This window comes from Paenibacillus sp. P2(2022) (genome assembly GCF_029522175.1).
Classification (GTDB): Bacteria; Bacillota; Bacilli; order Paenibacillales; family Paenibacillaceae; genus Paenibacillus; species Paenibacillus polymyxa.
Genome location: NZ_JAKWFI010000002.1, coordinates 156,701 through 173,029, shown reverse-complemented (window position 1 = coordinate 173,029; position 16,329 = coordinate 156,701). Strand labels below are relative to the sequence as shown.

16 protein-coding genes and 1 riboswitch are annotated in these 16,329 nt (G+C 49.7%); of the genes, 4 read left to right on the top strand and 12 right to left on the bottom strand.

Features of this window, described 5'->3' with window-relative positions:
- Positions 1-35: 35 nt before the first annotated feature.
- From cobS to cobD, 9 genes are all read right to left on the bottom strand, one after another.
- Complete coding sequence (cobS, locus tag MMB75_RS07945) at positions 36-905, bottom strand: adenosylcobinamide-GDP ribazoletransferase (protein ID WP_016820655.1); 870 nt, start codon at positions 903-905, stop codon at positions 36-38.
- A complete protein-coding gene (cobU, locus tag MMB75_RS07940) occupies positions 902-1,462 on the bottom strand; it encodes a bifunctional adenosylcobinamide kinase/adenosylcobinamide-phosphate guanylyltransferase (RefSeq protein ID WP_045244013.1) in 561 nt (186 codons plus the stop codon). Before cobU ends, cobS begins: the two co-directional genes overlap by 4 nt.
- Positions 1,459-2,529, bottom strand: a complete 1,071-nt coding sequence (gene cobT, locus MMB75_RS07935) for a nicotinate-nucleotide--dimethylbenzimidazole phosphoribosyltransferase (RefSeq protein WP_045244014.1) — start codon at positions 2,527-2,529, stop codon at positions 1,459-1,461. The genes cobU and cobT overlap by 4 nt, the downstream gene beginning before the upstream one ends.
- Positions 2,530-2,569: 40 nt before the next feature.
- Positions 2,570-3,406: an ABC transporter ATP-binding protein gene (locus tag MMB75_RS07930; protein ID WP_045244015.1), complete on the bottom strand. Its 837-nt coding sequence runs from the start codon at positions 3,404-3,406 to the stop codon at positions 2,570-2,572.
- Complete coding sequence (locus MMB75_RS07925; protein WP_025364343.1) at positions 3,403-4,449, bottom strand: FecCD family ABC transporter permease; 1,047 nt, start codon at positions 4,447-4,449, stop codon at positions 3,403-3,405. The genes MMB75_RS07930 and MMB75_RS07925 overlap by 4 nt, the downstream gene beginning before the upstream one ends.
- Positions 4,446-5,453 (bottom strand): ABC transporter substrate-binding protein, encoded by a 1,008-nt coding sequence (locus tag MMB75_RS07920; RefSeq protein WP_019686596.1) that lies wholly within the window; start codon positions 5,451-5,453, stop codon positions 4,446-4,448. The genes MMB75_RS07925 and MMB75_RS07920 overlap by 4 nt, the downstream gene beginning before the upstream one ends.
- A 209-nt stretch (positions 5,454-5,662) precedes the next feature.
- A riboswitch (cobalamin riboswitch) is annotated at positions 5,663-5,878 on the bottom strand.
- A gap of 95 nt (positions 5,879-5,973) precedes the next feature.
- Positions 5,974-6,726, bottom strand: a complete 753-nt coding sequence (locus MMB75_RS07915; protein WP_045244016.1) for a histidine phosphatase family protein — start codon at positions 6,724-6,726, stop codon at positions 5,974-5,976.
- 14 nt (positions 6,727-6,740) lie between these two features.
- Positions 6,741-7,712 (bottom strand): adenosylcobinamide-phosphate synthase CbiB, encoded by a 972-nt coding sequence (cbiB, locus tag MMB75_RS07910; RefSeq protein WP_045244017.1) that lies wholly within the window; start codon positions 7,710-7,712, stop codon positions 6,741-6,743.
- Complete coding sequence (cobD, locus tag MMB75_RS07905; protein ID WP_031463134.1) at positions 7,702-8,805, bottom strand: threonine-phosphate decarboxylase CobD; 1,104 nt, start codon at positions 8,803-8,805, stop codon at positions 7,702-7,704. Before cobD ends, cbiB begins: the two co-directional genes overlap by 11 nt.
- Before the next feature lie 161 nt (positions 8,806-8,966).
- Between cobD and lplA the strand changes: the two genes are divergently transcribed.
- Both lplA and MMB75_RS07895 read left to right on the top strand, forming a co-directional pair.
- Positions 8,967-9,968: a lipoate--protein ligase gene (gene lplA, locus MMB75_RS07900; protein ID WP_013369984.1), complete on the top strand. Its 1,002-nt coding sequence runs from the start codon at positions 8,967-8,969 to the stop codon at positions 9,966-9,968.
- A gap of 162 nt (positions 9,969-10,130) precedes the next feature.
- Entirely contained in the window at positions 10,131-10,931 is an 801-nt protein-coding gene (locus tag MMB75_RS07895) for a Cof-type HAD-IIB family hydrolase (RefSeq protein ID WP_016820665.1), read from the top strand.
- Positions 10,932-11,069: 138 nt separating this feature from the next.
- On the opposite strand, the gene MMB75_RS07890 is transcribed toward MMB75_RS07895, so the two are convergent.
- The gene (locus MMB75_RS07890; protein ID WP_025364338.1) at positions 11,070-11,981 is read right to left on the bottom strand and encodes a DMT family transporter; all 912 of its coding nucleotides are present in this window, start codon (positions 11,979-11,981) and stop codon (positions 11,070-11,072) included.
- A 132-nt stretch (positions 11,982-12,113) separates the two neighbouring features.
- Between MMB75_RS07890 and MMB75_RS07885 the strand changes: the two genes are divergently transcribed.
- Positions 12,114-13,622 carry an aminotransferase-like domain-containing protein gene (locus MMB75_RS07885; protein WP_016820667.1) on the top strand — a complete coding sequence of 503 codons (1,509 nt, stop codon included), beginning with the start codon at positions 12,114-12,116 and terminating at the stop codon, positions 13,620-13,622.
- A 14-nt stretch (positions 13,623-13,636) separates the two neighbouring features.
- Here the strand turns inward: MMB75_RS07885 and MMB75_RS07880 are convergent, their stop codons facing one another.
- Positions 13,637-14,407: an MBL fold metallo-hydrolase gene (locus MMB75_RS07880; protein WP_045244019.1), complete on the bottom strand. Its 771-nt coding sequence runs from the start codon at positions 14,405-14,407 to the stop codon at positions 13,637-13,639.
- Between the two features lie 151 nt (positions 14,408-14,558).
- On the bottom strand, positions 14,559-15,620 hold the full coding sequence (locus tag MMB75_RS07875) for a sulfate/molybdate ABC transporter ATP-binding protein (protein ID WP_016820669.1): 1,062 nt from the start codon (positions 15,618-15,620) through the stop codon (positions 14,559-14,561).
- 219 nt (positions 15,621-15,839) lie between these two features.
- On the opposite strand from MMB75_RS07875, the gene MMB75_RS07870 reads away from it, so the two are divergent.
- Entirely contained in the window at positions 15,840-16,241 is a 402-nt protein-coding gene (locus tag MMB75_RS07870; protein WP_013369978.1) for a secondary thiamine-phosphate synthase enzyme YjbQ, read from the top strand.
- Positions 16,242-16,329 lie beyond the last annotated feature (88 nt).

Sequence of the window (16,329 nt, the reverse complement as noted above, 5' to 3'; positions counted from 1 at the left end):
CCTCTTCCCCTTTAACGAATTCATTTCAAATTTGATCACAACCCGTACAAAATGACAATAAACAGCAACAAAACAGTCTCCAGCAATTCGTTCAAAGCTCCGTATATATCTCCCGTAAGTCCCCCAAGACGGCGATTAATACGGTTTGCTGTAAAGGTTCCAACTCCGTAAGCCAAGAGCGGAAGCAACGCAAAGCCTATCCAGATTGGAAGGCTTTCAGAATACGAAAGGAGCGTCTGTAAGTGTGTCCCTGCTAACGACAGGTTTCCTGATCCCTCTGTTGCTGTAGCTGGTCCTGCAAGTATATACTGGCCTGCGGCAGCACCTAGAGTCACGACTACAGCCCAAAATACGGCCAGTCCGGCACGTCCACCACTCATATCAGCAAAACGCGCAGCCAGTCCATCATCGTTACGGGCTTTAGGCCAGCGCTTCATTGCATGTACCATAAACCAGCGGCTCCAAACCATCGGAAGCAACAACAAGCCGGACACATTTTGTTCAACCAGCACGGTATACAGCAAAGCAGCCTTGAGCATGAGTAGCAGCACACAAGCAATAACCCCCATTGCTCCTACACGGCTATCTTTCATAATCTCCAGCATCCGTTCACGGGAGCGGTAGCTGAATAAGGCATCCGCAGCATCCATCCACCCGTCCAGATGCAGTCCGCCCGTCAACCAGACCCAGACTGCAAGGGTAAGAATCGCACACGGCAGCGGTGGCAGCACCATAGCCGTAAGCGCCGCAACGCCCCAGACGATAATACCAATAATCACTCCAACCAGCGGATAATAGCTTGCACTGCGTTTCAGCAGCTCCGGGGAAAAATCCAGCTCCGTCTTGACCGGTAGACGGGTTAAAAATTGAAAAGCCGCAGCAACAGCCTGACGTTCGCGGCTCATAGCTTATATTCCAACTGTTTAAGTTCTACGGGAATGCCCGCCGTCACTAAAAAAACTTCGCCACAAACACGGGCTATCCGCTGATTCATAATCCCGCTCAAATCCCGGTACAGCCTTCCAAGCGGATATTCTGGTACAATACCGTCACCGACCTCGTTGGTTACGATGACGAGCGATCCCGGATACTGCTCCACAGCTACCGCCAGTTCATCCATGGCGGCTCTGGCCGCAGCTTCGCCGTCCTCACCTGCGGCCAGCAGCACGTTCGACAGCCACAGGGTCAGGCAGTCGACCAGCACCATAGGCGCAGGCTGCGACGCTTGATCGTCGCCAAGCCGCCGCAGCAGCTCCGGCAGCGCCTGCGCTTCCTCCAGCGTCTGCCAGTCATACCCGGCAGAATCGCGCTGGAGCCGATGAAGAGCGATGCGCTCCTTCATCTCCACGTCATAGGCTTGGGCCGTTGCAATATAGCAGGCGCGCGGAGCGCGCGCCATGCATAATTGCTCGGCAAAGCCGCTTTTTCCGCTGCGTGCCCCGCCGGTCACGAGCGCCTTCATCGCTGCGCGGCTCCATGACCGTCCGATACGCCTGCATCGGCAAAGGTCGCCATTTCGCGCATAATGCGGCACGCCGCATCAATCAGGTGCAAGCTCAGCGCACCGCCCGTGCCCTCACCGAGCCGCATGTCCAGATGGAGCATGGGCTCCAGCTTAAGCTGGCGGAGCACCGCCGCGTGTCCACGCTCGTCCGAGGCGTGCGAAGCAAGCATGTACGCCGCGCTCGCAGGCGCAAGCGCGCGTGCAGCAAGGGCTGCCGCGCCGGAAATAAAGCCGTCCAGCACCACTGGACAGCGATGCGCGGCTGCGCCGAGGATGACGCCTGCCAGAGCGGCAATCTCCAGACCGCCGACCTTGGTCAGCACGTCCAGCGCGTCATTGGCATCCGGTTGATTCACATCCAATGCGCGGCAGACAACGGCTATTTTACGGGTAAGCCCCGCCACATCTACCCCCGTTCCCCGGCCCACGATCACTTCCGGATCAAGTCCGGTGAGCGCACATACAACCGCAGCGCTGGCTGTCGTATTCCCGATCCCTAGCTCTCCGGTAACAAATAGCCGTGTGCCACCTTTAACCGCTTCTGCTACGGCTTCAGCTCCGGCCAAAACCGCTTGTTCCGCTTCCGTACGCAGCATGGCTGGCCCTTTAGCCATATTCGAAGTGCCCATACGCACCTTACGATTCACCAAATCCGGGTGAGCAACGTCCGCATTCACGCCAACATCTATTACCTGGACATCAGCGCCTGCATGACGTGCCAGCACATTAATTGCTGCGCCGCCTGACAGCATGTTATACAGCATTTGCTGCGTAACCTCAGCTGGAAAGGCGCTAACTCCCTCTTCACACACCCCATGATCCGCAGCCATGACCATCACCGTTTTACGATCAAATTCAGGCTTGTCCACGCCAGTAATTCCTGCTAGCTGGATGGCCAAGCTCTCCAGCTTTCCAAGACTTCCAGGTGGCTTTGTTAATTGGTCCAAATGTGCTGACGCTGCCGAAGCCGCCACTCCATCCGGCTGGGCTATGCTATCGATCAGCTGACGCAGCTTGTCGTTCATACCTTCCACTCCCTGCTCTTTTTAGTATGTTTACAATCTCCTATTGATCTGCTGTAGACGCAGCGCTTCTGCGCAGCAAGAGCTGCGGCACACCGCTATCGGGATGCGGAAGCATCACAGGCTCCACACCATATACACGCCGAATCCGATCCTCCGTTAGCAAATCCGTTGAAGCTCCCAATCCTTCAACCATTCCATCCTTAAGTACAAGCAAATTATCGCAAAACTGTGCCGCCAAATTCAGATCATGCAAGACAGCAATGATTGTCACGCCCGTTTCTTGACGCCATTCTGCCAGCAATTCCATAAATTCAAGCTGATAGCGCAAATCCAGATAGGTCGTAGGTTCGTCCAGCAGCAATATCTGTGGTTCCTGCACCATCACCTTTGCCAAAGCTACACGCTGTCGCTGTCCTCCACTCAAGCGGTCCAATGTTCTGTCGGCCAGTGAAGTTAGACTCAATCGCGCTAGGACCCGATCCGTAATCGCCTCCACATCAACTCTCTTTTCCCTGCCTAGCCAGTCCTGATGAGGAAACCGCCCCATTTCTATAACTTCCCTGACGGTGTATCTCACTGGAGGAATGCCCTCCTGCTGGAGTACGGCTACAAGTCGGGAAAGCTCTTTTCTGCTGTAGCTACCGACCTTTTTGCCATAGATATGAACACTTCCAGAAGTCGGCTGATCTACGCCAGAAAGCAGATGCAGCAACGTCGATTTACCACTCCCATTCGGACCAATGATCCCCCACCAAGCTCCTTCGTCTACGTTCCAGCTAACATTCTTTAGCACATGGAAATCCCCATAAGCACGGCTCAGGCCCGCTACCTCTAATGCTCGAGCACGCACCTTTAGTAATTCACTTGGTTCGGTCACAGCAGATCCCCCCTGCGCAGCTTCTTGTTCCGGTACAGGAGATATGCGAAGAACGGTGCTCCCACAAAGGCTGTCATCACGCCCAAAGGAATTTCCGTCGGGGCTAACAGCGTACGAGCTGCCGTATCTGCCCAAGCCATAAAAATAGCTCCACCCAGTGCTGACAACGGAACGATCATCCGGTAATCAGGACCTGTCACCAGACGAATGATATGTGGTACAACGAGTCCGACAAAGCCAATGACTCCGCATACTGAGACAGCGGCAGCTGTCAGCAAGGTAGATATGATCAGGACAGATAGCTTCGTCGCATCTACATGAACCCCCATATGAGCCGCTTGACGTTCACCCAAAGCCAGAATATTCAGCACCCGTGCCCGGTTCCATAGAAACACCAGCCCAACGATCACGTAAGGTAAAAGAATTCCCGTATATGACCAACCTCGCAGACTAAGACTTCCCAACGTCCAGTACAATATTTCATTGACTGTTTCCTTCGACATGGCTGTCAGAAAAGAAACAATGGCTCCCCCAAAAAATTGCATCACCACACCTGATAAAATGAGGCTTTGGGTCGGAATTTTCCCACCTTCACGCGCCAACGTCAACACCATCCACAGCGTCAGCATGCCGGTTATAAATGCGACTAGCGGAAGGGTCCATATACCCACAAATGAAAATTGAAGCCCCCAATAAATCAGCACTGCCGCTCCTACCGAAGCTCCCGAAGACACTCCCAGTGTATACGGATCAGCCAAAGGATTACGTAGCACACCCTGAAATCCGGCTCCCGCCAGCGCCAGCGCTGCTCCAACCAACATTCCCAGTAACACCCGTGGCAGTCTGACCTTCAAAATAATCTGCTCTGCAGATGTATTCCAATCCGGTGTAAACGTATCACCTAACCACGGTAGGTGGTTGATCAAAATACCTGTGATCTGGCTGACCGGAAGACTGACCGAGCCGATGCCAAGACAGAGCAGCAGCGTCAGCAGCAGCAAGACAAGACCAGTCCCCCCAAAACCGATCAGTCTACGATTCATTTGAAAATTTCAGGGTACACGCCCTTGGCTACTTCCTTGAGCCCTTCTGTTACGCGTGGACCTGGACGGCTAATCAAATTATCATCCACGGCAAATACACGATTGTTACGAACAGCCGATATTTGATCCCATCCACTACGAGCTTTTATGATATCGCCGAGGGACTGGCCTGTTTTGTCATCCTTCACACTTTTGCTGTATAAAATCACGTCAGGGTTGGCAGCTATAATATTTTCCTCACTGATTTGGTACCAGCCCTTCTGCGTGGCACCCACGTTTTCGCCGCCCGCCAATGTGATCAGTTCGTCCATAAACTCGCCTTTACCCACTGTCCAGCCTGGTGAAAATTCGACGTATACCCGTAGCTTCTGCCCTTTGCCGATATTTTTAACTCCTTCTTTCACTTCCGCTACATCTGCTCTCATCTTGTCGGTCACCGCTCTCGCTTCTTTCTGATGATCGGTGATTTTCCCATACAATTCGATGTTAGCTATGACATCTTCAACGGTCTTCGGTTCCGTTTTAAAAATCATAATTCCCATGTCACGTAGCTTAGTCGTAGCCTGTTCACTAAGTGAAATTCCTGCAAAAACGACATCAGGGTTCGCAGCAATGATCGCCTCTTCGTTCGGTTTCATAATACCGCCCACTTTAGGCTTTTTCGTAGCTGCCTCCGGGTAATCAGAGTAGTCGGATACACCAACAATTTCCTTATCCAATCCGATAGCGAACAACGCCTCGGTTTCTGCCGGGGAGACGGAAACGATCTTGTCCGGTGCCTTTTTAAATGTAAATTCCTGTCCTGTTGCATCCTTAACCGTTAGCGGGTAAACCGTTTTGCCCGGAGGCTCTTGTGCGGTTACGGTCTGTCCCGGCTGCTGTGAAGAAGCTTGGCCCTCTTTATTTTCTACATTTTTTCCATTCGCGCCACATGCACTCAGCACAACTGCCAATATCAGCGCCAATAGACCTGTTGTCCATACCTTTATTTTTTTGCCTGCCATGATTTGCACCCCTTCATACAAAAATCGTTAAGAGCGTTACTTGAACATCATCCGATATTTTCCTCATTCCAGCCTTCTTTTCCTATCAAAAACCCCCGCATCCTCATATCAGGATACAGGGGTCACGTTAGCACAGATCGTGCGCAGGCGGGCAGCTTCTTTCCGCATGGACAGTCACTGCGAACACGTCATCCTTTCCTCGAAGGATTATGGTGACAGGCGGACGGGCAGGTATCCTGACTTATGGAAGAGGCATGCCCTGATATTCTTTCACATGCTTGGCGGCACATGTAACAGGGCTAATGAGCATGTTTCCATTTACAGTGGCGGGACCGCGTCGGACTCACACCGACTTCCCTTTTAACAGCGCAATGAAGAAAAGCAAGTTCCCTCACACGGCGCCGACCTCGTCTGCTGGATATTTGATGTAGTGTAGTCAAGCCGTTCTTTTACTTGATGATTATAGGTTAAAAAGAGTTAGCTTACAACCCAAACAGCTGCTTGATTCGCCACAACTACCCTAGTGAAAAAGCAATTTTGCTATACAATTGTGCAGTCCTGCCAGCCTTAACTGAAGCCTAATCGCTTCTCCCGGTTTTGGATTCAGACTCCAAAAATCATGACCTGGTATCAGCATACAAACCAATTGGCGAATTACTCCACCATGCGTGACAACCAAAACAGAGGGCGGTGCAGCATTCGACTCTATTGGCTGAACCTTCAAAGCAATGCGCCACGCAAACAGAGAGTCACGGAATTCGCGCAGACGATTCACAAAATGGACCCAAGACTCTCCTCCAGGCGGGGTGATTCGTTGCGGCTCATCAATCCAAGCGCGATACAACGCCACATCCTTAAGCATGTCATACGTTTTTCCATCCCACTCGCCAAAGTGAAGTTCTCGCAGACGTGGTTCCATGATAGGAGGCATAGCAGACAGGAAACGTTCAGACGTCTTTGCTGACTCCGGCAAAATGATCTGCAAGGTCTGGCGACATCGCATCAAGTCACTGCAATAGATTTGAGCAAAGGACTGGCCCTGCAATTTTTCCCGTAAAGGCTTTAATTCCTGCTCTGCTCCAGACAGCAAACTCAAATCGGCATGTCCCACATATCGACGTTCCTTATTCCATAAGGTTGTGCCATGACGAACTAGCACGAGCTCCATGTCCCATTGCAGACCTTCTTTAGCATCATTCGGCTCACTATCCTGTTGTGGGTTCGGACTTAGTGCACGTTCTCGCACTCTTTTCCCTTCTGTATTTTGTTTCAAAATAATGTCACTCCTCACCGCATCCATCCCAAGGCAAAACACCCCGCAACTCCCAACAAACACAACCCTACAAACATAGTGGATACGGCGAACATCAGCCGGATTGTATGCCGGATATCCTTCGACTCCAGTGGTCGTATCTCTTCGCCCATATATGCCCGAAAGGAGCGTACGCCGTGATACACGTTATAGCCACCAAGACGAATCCCCAAGGCACCTGCCACCGCTGATTCGGGAAAGCCGCTGTTTGGACTGGGGTGCAGACGGGCATCCTGCTTGACTGTGCGCCAGCTTCTTGCAGCATCCAGCCGATACAACCACGCCGCTATCACAAGCATAACTGCTGTCAGGCGAGCCGGAATGTAGTTAGCTACATCGTCCAGACGTGCCGAGGCCCAGCCTAAATGCAGGTACTTTTCATTTTTGTAGCCAACCATTGAGTCGAGCGTATTTACGGCACGATATGCCAGTGCCAAGGGGGCTCCCCCGATCAGGGCATAAAAAAGCGGGGAAATAATGGCGTCCACGATATTTTCAGCGACTGTTTCGACGGTACCGCGTACAATTTCAGGCTCGTCAAGCTGCTGCGTATCCCTCCCAACAATCATGCCTAGCTCCCGACGTGCCACAGTCAGGTTATTCGCCTGCAACGCTCGGTATACGGCCATCCCTGCGTCCTTTAGTCCTTTGGAAGCAATTGTGGTTGCAACCAGAACAATTTCTACGACGACAGACAACCATGGGTGAATCCAGGCAAGCACACGCAATAGCCCCCAAGCAAGCCCAAAGGAGCCTCCTGCCACAATGAGTGGAAGCAGTATACCCGCACGTTTCAATCCCCGGTCACTGCGGACCTTACGACGAATCGCTTTTTCCAATGCTGAAATGGCATGTCCCATCCCGATGACTGGATGTGGCAACCATCTCGGATCGCCGATTAGCCTGTCCAGCAAATAGGCTGCCATTATGATCAAGCTAACTATCACGCCCCTGCTCCTCCTCCAGCACTTCACTGAGTGCGGACAGCAGCATATTATTGGCTTCGGCGTCCTTGACTGCAATTCGAAAATGGCTCGCCGACAGCCCCGGATACATGGCACAGCTACGTATAAGAATCCCACGTTGTCCAAGCGCCTGCTGAATAGCCGATGAACTCCACGTTCCCGGCGCCCTTGCTAGCACATAATTGGCTTCGCCGGGAACGACACCGCAGCCCCATTCCGCTAAGGCAGTCAGCAAGCGACTGCGCTCCGTCGCAATCAGTTCCTGTGTGCGGCGCTCATAAGCTTGCCCACTTCTCAGACACGCCTCTCCAGCCAGCAACGCCAATCCATTAACACTCCAGGTCACCTGTTTGGCCGTCATTTGCCGGATATAGTCCGGATGAGCAATCGCATAGCCCAATCGCAAGCCAGGAATGGCATAAAATTTGGTCATCGATCGGATCAAAATCACATGAGGATAGCGATCCAGCACAGGCAATAGTGAGATTTGCCGTTCCAGTGGGATAAAATCAATAAAGGCCTCATCCACCACCAGCACGGTACCCGTTCTGCCAGCCGCCTCTGCCAGTTCATATAGCTCCTGCTCACCATATTGCACACCGTTCGGATTATTCGGTTGCCCAAGGAACAATACATCTACCTGCTCCATGAGCTGAAGGATGTCCTCCACGTCTGCCTTCCATTGAAGCGAAGCCTTCCCGTATACCCGGTGGATCTCGGCTCCAAATTTGCCAGCCAGCTCGGCATATTCCGAAAAACACGGCTCCACTGTGCCCACACGCTTGGGAGCCAGGCCCAATAGCAGCAGCGCCATGCTTTCAGCAGCGCCGTTACCGATGCTCAGCGACTCCGGTGGAACGTGCAGCCGCCGTGCCAGCATATTTTTAAAGTGGCGATGCCCAGGGTCAGGATAGCGAATCACCGTGTCCAATGAGCTTTGCAGTGCCTCAAGCACCTCCGGTGGCGGACCAAGCGGATTAATATTTGCACTAAAATCCACAAAATCCGCCGCAGCTCCGCCAAATGTCGCGGCAGCTGTTTCCCTGTCCCCGCCATGACCGTAAACCTCTATCATTGCCTCATATCCTTTCCGCCCGTTTTCAATCATTTAGCTCCATTATGAGGCTGCTTTTTGCGTCCCGTCAATGCAAATGAGCTTTTGTACATGGCTCACTTGGGTTACAATAGGGGGAGGCACACATAAAATACACAGTTTGTATATACGGAGGAATGGACATGCTGTTCATCGACAACCAGGGCATACACGATCCAGCCATTAATCTTGCTATTGAGGAATACGCGCTCAAGCATTTACCGCTGGACGACAGCTATCTGCTGTTTTACATTAATCAGCCTTCTATTATTATAGGCAAGCATCAAAACACCGTTGAAGAAATCAACGCTGAGTTTGTGAGAGACAATAATATTCAAGTCGTTCGTCGCCTGTCCGGCGGCGGGGCTGTATATCATGATCTCGGTAACTTAAATTTCAGCTTCATTACCAAGGATAACGGGGAGTCCTTTCATAATTTCCTCAAATTTACGCAACCTGTGATTGACGCCCTCCGCCAAATGGGAGTAGAAGCCGAAATGACAGGACGCAACGATCTGCAAGTCGGAGAACGTAAAATTTCAGGAAATGCTCAATTTGCCACACGTGGACGTATGTTCAGCCATGGTACATTGATGTTCAACCTGAATCTGGACAATGTGGCTGCATCGCTGCACGCCAATCCCGAAAAATTCAAATCCAAAAGCACAAAATCCGTCCGTAGCCGCGTGGCTAACATCAGCGAACTGATGGACCGTGAGATGACCATAGAACAATTTCGCGAGGAACTGCTGCGGTCCATCTTTGGCTCAGAATTGGATCAGGTGCCTCAATATAAGCTCACCGATGCGGATTGGGCTAAAATCCATGAAATTTCCAAAGAACGCTATCAATCGTGGGATTGGAACTACGGTCTATCCCCTGAGAGCAATATCAAACACACACGTAAATTCCCGGTCGGTATTATAGATATCCGCATGGATCTGAAGGAAGGCTACATCCGTGATATTAAAATCTACGGGGATTTCTTCGGTGTAGGTGATGTCGCTGATATTGAAAATATCCTGCGTGGCAAGCGTTATGATGAAGGTGAGGTCCGTCAAGCCTTATCCTCTCTCGATTTGAAGCATTACTTTGGTAATATTGAGCTGGACGACTTTGTTGGACTTGTATTTCTGGAAGACTAAGCGTTACTTTTTTCCATGGTTTCAAGCCAATACTTCAGTGGTTATAAGGGGACAGGCTCTTATGGGCGTCGTCCCTTTTTCAATGCGATATTGTCATTTTGAATATTATAAGATACAATTTTAATATTGCCCCATGATAGAGATAAAGGAGAGAATACCGATATGTATAAATTAATTGCCATTGATATTGATGATACTCTCATTAATGACCAGAAAGAAGTTACTCCAGCGACACAACAGGCATTGGAAGCTGCTGTAGCTAAAGGTGTGGTGGTTACTCTCGCTACTGGACGAGCTTATGCCTCCGCGCACAAAATTGCACGCCAGACGGGGTTGAACGTACCGATCATTACGTACCAAGGAGCTTTGGTTAAAAACCTGCTGGACGAAAACGTGCTGTATGAGCGTTATGTTCCACTCGTAGCTGCACGTCGTCTGTATGAATTCTGCGTGGAACGCAATCTGCATTTGCAAACGTATATAGATGACAAATTGTACACTCGTGAAGATAATCAAAAAATTAAAGATTACACCGAGCTGAACAACACGGAATATTTTGTAGAGCCTGTGTTCAGTAAAGTTATAGAGCAACCAGCTCCTAAATTGCTGATTATCGACGAGCCGGAAGTGTTGGACGAATTAATTCCCGAACTTCGCGAATTGCTTGGCAGTGAAGTGCATATTACAAAATCCAAGCCTCATTTCCTGGAAATTATGCATCATGAAGGCACCAAGGGCCACGCTCTTGCCTTCCTTGCAAACCATTTTGGCTGTGATCTGTCGGAGACCATTGCGATCGGCGACTCTTGGAATGACCATGAAATGCTGGAATGTGCCGGTCTTGGCATAGCGATGGAGAATGCGATTCCTGATTTAAAAAAGCTGGCTGATTACATTACTCGCAGTAATAACGAAGACGGTGTAAAGCATGCCATCGACAAATTTGTACTCAATGTTGAATAAGCAGAAACTGACTGTACCCATAATACTTAAATAAAGTATTACAACAACAAAGCCTCCAAACGCCGCATGTTTAGTAATATACGGCAGTTTGGAGGCTTTTTCTATCATATTACATCATATTCTAACAACTTCGAAATATCAGGCAGCAGAGCGTACTTTGCGTCTGTTCACCAGACGGATGATTCCGTTATTCATACACATCAACCCAGTCACAATGAGCAGCACCCCTGCCAGCATCCACCAGCTTACATGTTCTCCATATAAAAAAGCACCCAGGCCTACAGCAATTGGTGGTGAAATGTAGAGCCATGTGGTCGGAAACAATGGATTCGTACGCGCCATAAGCCAGTAAAATAGTGTTTGCGCAATCATGGAGCCAAACAGGATCAAATAAAACAGAGAGCCCATGGCAGGCAGCAGATTCCATCCCTCAGAATTCCAAGGCTCAGTGAAAGCCGACAGTACTAGCAGCATCCAACCACCATGGAACATTTGAGCTGCATTTAAGGCAATCGGATTCGTATCACGAAATGCATCCATGACTCGCTTGGAATACAGGGCTCCACCCGAATAGCATAGCTCACCCAGCAAAATGGCTATGCAACCTGCCAACCACAGGCCGCTGACTTGAACGGTCAAGCCGGGCAATACCACCAACACGACCCCGAGAAAGCTGATCATACAGCCCATGAGCGTAATTCTCGTCGTTTTTTGCCGCAGTATTGCAGACTGCATTAGCACAATCATCATCGGTCCGGTGGCTGACAAAATAGCGCCGATCCCCGAGCTGACATATTGCTCTGCCCAATACAGTGTTGAGAATGTGCCGAAGGTCGTTCCCGTCCCAATCAGCAGCATTTCCTTACGCCATAATAACGACCACCGAGCCTTTCCCGACAGCCTCATCGCTATAAACAAGATTGCCCCTGCTGTCATAAAACGTGCTCCTGCCGATAAGAACGGTGGAAGTCCGGCCTCCACTCCCACTTTGATAGCCAAAAATGTGGTGCCAAAAATAAGACACATAACTGTAAAGGCGATACCAATCATGACACTTCTCTCTCCCTTCTGTTATTCACAAGCATACAAGGAGACATACAGAACAGATGGGCAACCACAGAACAGTTGTATACGTTTTTGAAGTGCTGTATAGTACAATACACACAAAGGAGCGTGGACAGCATGGGCAAGGTTAACAGCGAATTATTGTTTTCAACAGAAAATAACTCGGCCGATCCGAGCTTAAAGCTGTATGAGCAGGTCGTCCATTACGTAAATGTGCGGATTGAGCGCGGGGACTGGCCAGCAGACGTTAAATTGCCGTCGGTGCGAAGTCTGGCTCAGGAACTGGGTGTGCATCGGTTAACCGTATTCCGGGCTTATCAGGAGTTAAAGCAACAAGGACGCATCTATGTAAAAGATAAATCGGGATATTACGCTCATGCTTCCCATGCAGCAGAATTGGGAATATGTACTGCCTATTCGGAACGATCATCCACAAAGCGGATCTTCCAATCGGAATCCACTTACATGGCAGACGATCCGTCTGTTTCCGTCTGGAGGGGGCTGGATGGACTCACCCAGGTTCATGCCGTGAACGCAGACTTCCAATTTTCCAAGGCCCTGATTGATCCCTCTCTCCTGCCTAACCGATACTGGAGAGAATTAATGATGCAGGTGTTTGAAAAGCATCCAAAAATCGCAGCTACCTATTCTTCTGTACAAGGAGACGCTGAGCTTCGTGATGCCATGGCGCAGCATTTTAGCACAGATAAGCATTTTGCAGTATCAACGGACGAAGTACTGATTACCTCCGGCGCACAGCAAGCCATCGATTTAGTTTCCCGATCTCTGATCCGTACAGGAGACCGTGTATTAATCGAACGTCCGGTCTATGGTCCCGCCATGGAAATATTCCGTAGACAAGGCGCCCGCCTGACTGTAACTGATATACGGCCGGAAGGTTATGATATGGATCAGATTGAATGGTGCCTGAAAACGGAAAAACCGCGCCTCTTTTATGTGAATCCGACCTTTCACAATCCGACCGGCTTTACGATCCCCGATGAGCAGCGCAAACGTCTGCCCGAACTGGCTGAGCGCTACGGCTGTCTTATTGTCGAGGATGACAGCACCTATGATATCAGCTTTGGGCAAAAGCCGCCTTCTCCGATTTTCTCCTATGATATCTCGGGAAGCGTCGTCTATATTCGCAGCTACAGCAAATATGTCGCACCCGGTCTGCGAATCGCAGCCGTAACCTGTAGGCCTCAGCTCATGGACAGTCTATTGAGCGTCAAAGCGCTAGTGGACAACGGATCGCCGCTGCTGAATCAAAAGCTGTTTTTACAATACTTTCAATCCCCACGTATGCAGCAGCATATTAAAAAGCTATGTATCGCGCTCCAGATTCGTAAGGAAACGATGGAGACCAGTCTCCGCGATTCCGGCTGGACATGGACCAGCCCGGCGGGAGGACTCAACCTGTGGCTCCAGCTACCTTCTACGATACAACCTAATGAGCTGCTTGCCAAAAGTATACAAGAGTCCGTTTCCTTTGTCCCAGGCAATGTATTTGATCCCATCGGTGCAGAGGGTAAAACGCATATACGGTTGTCCTATTCATACGCCAATGAGCTGCAAATCAAAGAAGGGATCTCCACACTTCTACGCATCAGTCGAACGATGTAAAGGTAAAACCATCGTTATTCTAACGGTAAACTCATACCTGTATGTGCCAAACTGATCCCTTCCAGCAGCCCGTAGTTGTGTATGATATCCACATCATGGGACATATGTGTAAATACCGTGCTTCCGGGCTTCAGTCTTCCTACAAGTTCCTGAGCCTCCAGCATGTCATATACCGAGCGGGTGGTATACTCCGCTTCCTCATGGTAAAAGCTCGTCCCCAGCACGAGTAAATTCAGATTATGTAAAGGTAAAATTTCCGCCTCATTCAGTCCAATCGAATCCGAACAGTAGGCCCATGAGAAGCCGTCTTTTTCCAAACGATAAGCGTAAGCATATCCGTTCTTCCCATGATTCACACGCCATCCTCGGATATTCCACCCGCCAAGTTGGACTCCCTGATCTACTGGAATAAGATCCAGGTTTCCAGGAAGCCAGGAAAATTGACGTAAGATCGTATCGATCACTTCCTGTGGAGCGAACAAGCGCCCTCTATTACCGGTCCAGCGACAGGCATCCGCCCATTCTGGCAATCCTCCAATATGATCAAAATGTGCATGTGTCACGAGGATTGTAGGGATAAAACGCAAACTGCGCAGTTCTAACTGTCTACGCCAGTCGGGGCCACAATCAATCATAAAATCCTCTGTCTCGCTTTCGATCAGCACAGACGATCTCAACCTTACATTCGTTCCTATCGTGCGGGCCTCTGTGCACACGAGACAATCACAATATACACGCGGAACCCCCATTGCATCCCCTGTGCCAAGAAAAATAAGCCGATTCATGATTTAACTCCTATCTATCTGGGTGTTTTTACTCCTATTATAACGAACATATCAAGCCTGCGTAAATCACCCCAGCGACCAACGACAAAAGGAGCATGTCCAAAGCCGTAAAACAGGCCAGACACCCCCCTTATATGTGATCTTTTTATTTTCAAATAATAATAGGCATGGGGTCTTCCTTCAGTCGGTTTTCCACCATCCAGCTGGACTCCTCATTATATAGATAGGCCCGATGCACCAACACTCGCACCTGCTGACCAGGTTCCAGTGTAGACTTTTCCAATGAACGGTATGTCATGAGACGCTGATCCCCGACCTGGACTTCAACCATCCATTCACTCCCACGAAAATGTAAATGCTTCACAATGCCTTCCTCGGTTGCCGACAGGAGCGCAAATTCCTCACTAGGTCCGACATCAATGTACTCCGGACGAATCAAGGCACGTGTTCCCACTCCGGCAGCTTCCTCAAAGCCCCTGAGACTACTCGCCTGTTCAATCACCGTGGATTCCCCAATAAAGGAAGCTACAAACGGAGTCCCCGGTTTTTTATAAATATCCCAAGGCGTTCCCTTCTGCTCCAGCCGTCCTTGATTAATCACCATAATCTCATCCGCTACTTCAATCGCCTCGTCCTGATCATGGGTGACGAAAATGGAGGTAATACCTACCCGCTCAATCAACTCTCGCAACCAGGTGCGCAGTTCCTGACGAATCTTGGCGTCAATAGCCGCAAATGGCTCATCCAGCAGCAGTAGTTGAGGCTCCGGTGCCAAAGCACGCGCAAAAGCAACCCGCTGTCGCTGTCCACCTGACAACTGATGCGGATAACGATGCTCAAAGCCTTTGAGCCCCGTGAGTTCGACCAGCTCAGTGACCCTTTCCTTGATGCGGGCTTTGGAGCTTTTTTTCACTTTCAAACCAAAGGCAATATTGTCGTACACGCTCATATGCTTGAACAAAGCATAGTTTTGAAATACAAATCCGATTCCACGCTCCTGTGGTGTCAGCTCGTTTACCCTTTTTCCGTGAAAGCGGATCTCTCCTGCATCCGGTTGCTCCAGCCCCGCCAAAATGCGAAGAATGGAGGTTTTCCCCCCGCCACTTGGACCGAGCAAACCAATAAGATGACCCGTCTGAATATCAAAAGATACGTCCTTTACCGCATGAAAATTACCGAAATGCTTGTTTAATCCTCTTACTTCCACATGCATATCCGTACACTTCCTTTCCGCTTCTGGACCAGTTCAGGAACAGCAGCAGCCTTGCTTATCGCAAAGCACGCACCTCATTTGAAAACATTCAATTATTCCAATAAACTTACTTTGTTTTTCTTATGTGATACTTTATCAAAGGAAAGTAATTTTCGTCAACTCTATATATTATCTTAAGAATGAAAAGGGTAAAGTAATACATAGAAAGGAGATGGATTTATGTTGCATACTTTTGAATTATCCACTACACGGCGAGATGAAATGCGTGATATTACGCGTGAGGTTGCAGCACTCATCGAAAAAAGCGGGGTGCAGCAAGGAACAGCTCTAATTTATTGCCCACACACGACAGCCGGCATCGCCATTAATGAAAATGCCGACCCAGATGTCAAACATGATGTCATTTTAAGGCTGGATGAGGTTTATCCCTGGGAACATCCCCAATATCGTCATATGGAGGGAAATACGGCGTCCCACCTAAAATCCATTACAACAGGCCCATCACAAACAGTTATCATTCATGATGGAAAGCTGTTGCTTGGACGATGGCAGGGTCTTTATTTTTGTGAATTCGACGGCCCACGCAGACGCCAATACCATGTGAAAATTATGAAGGGCTGACGGAGGCATGCAAAAAAACAGACGATGATGTTCTCCCTCTGGATACATCATCGTCTGTTAAATTCTTAGTCGCTTTCGCAAAGTACCG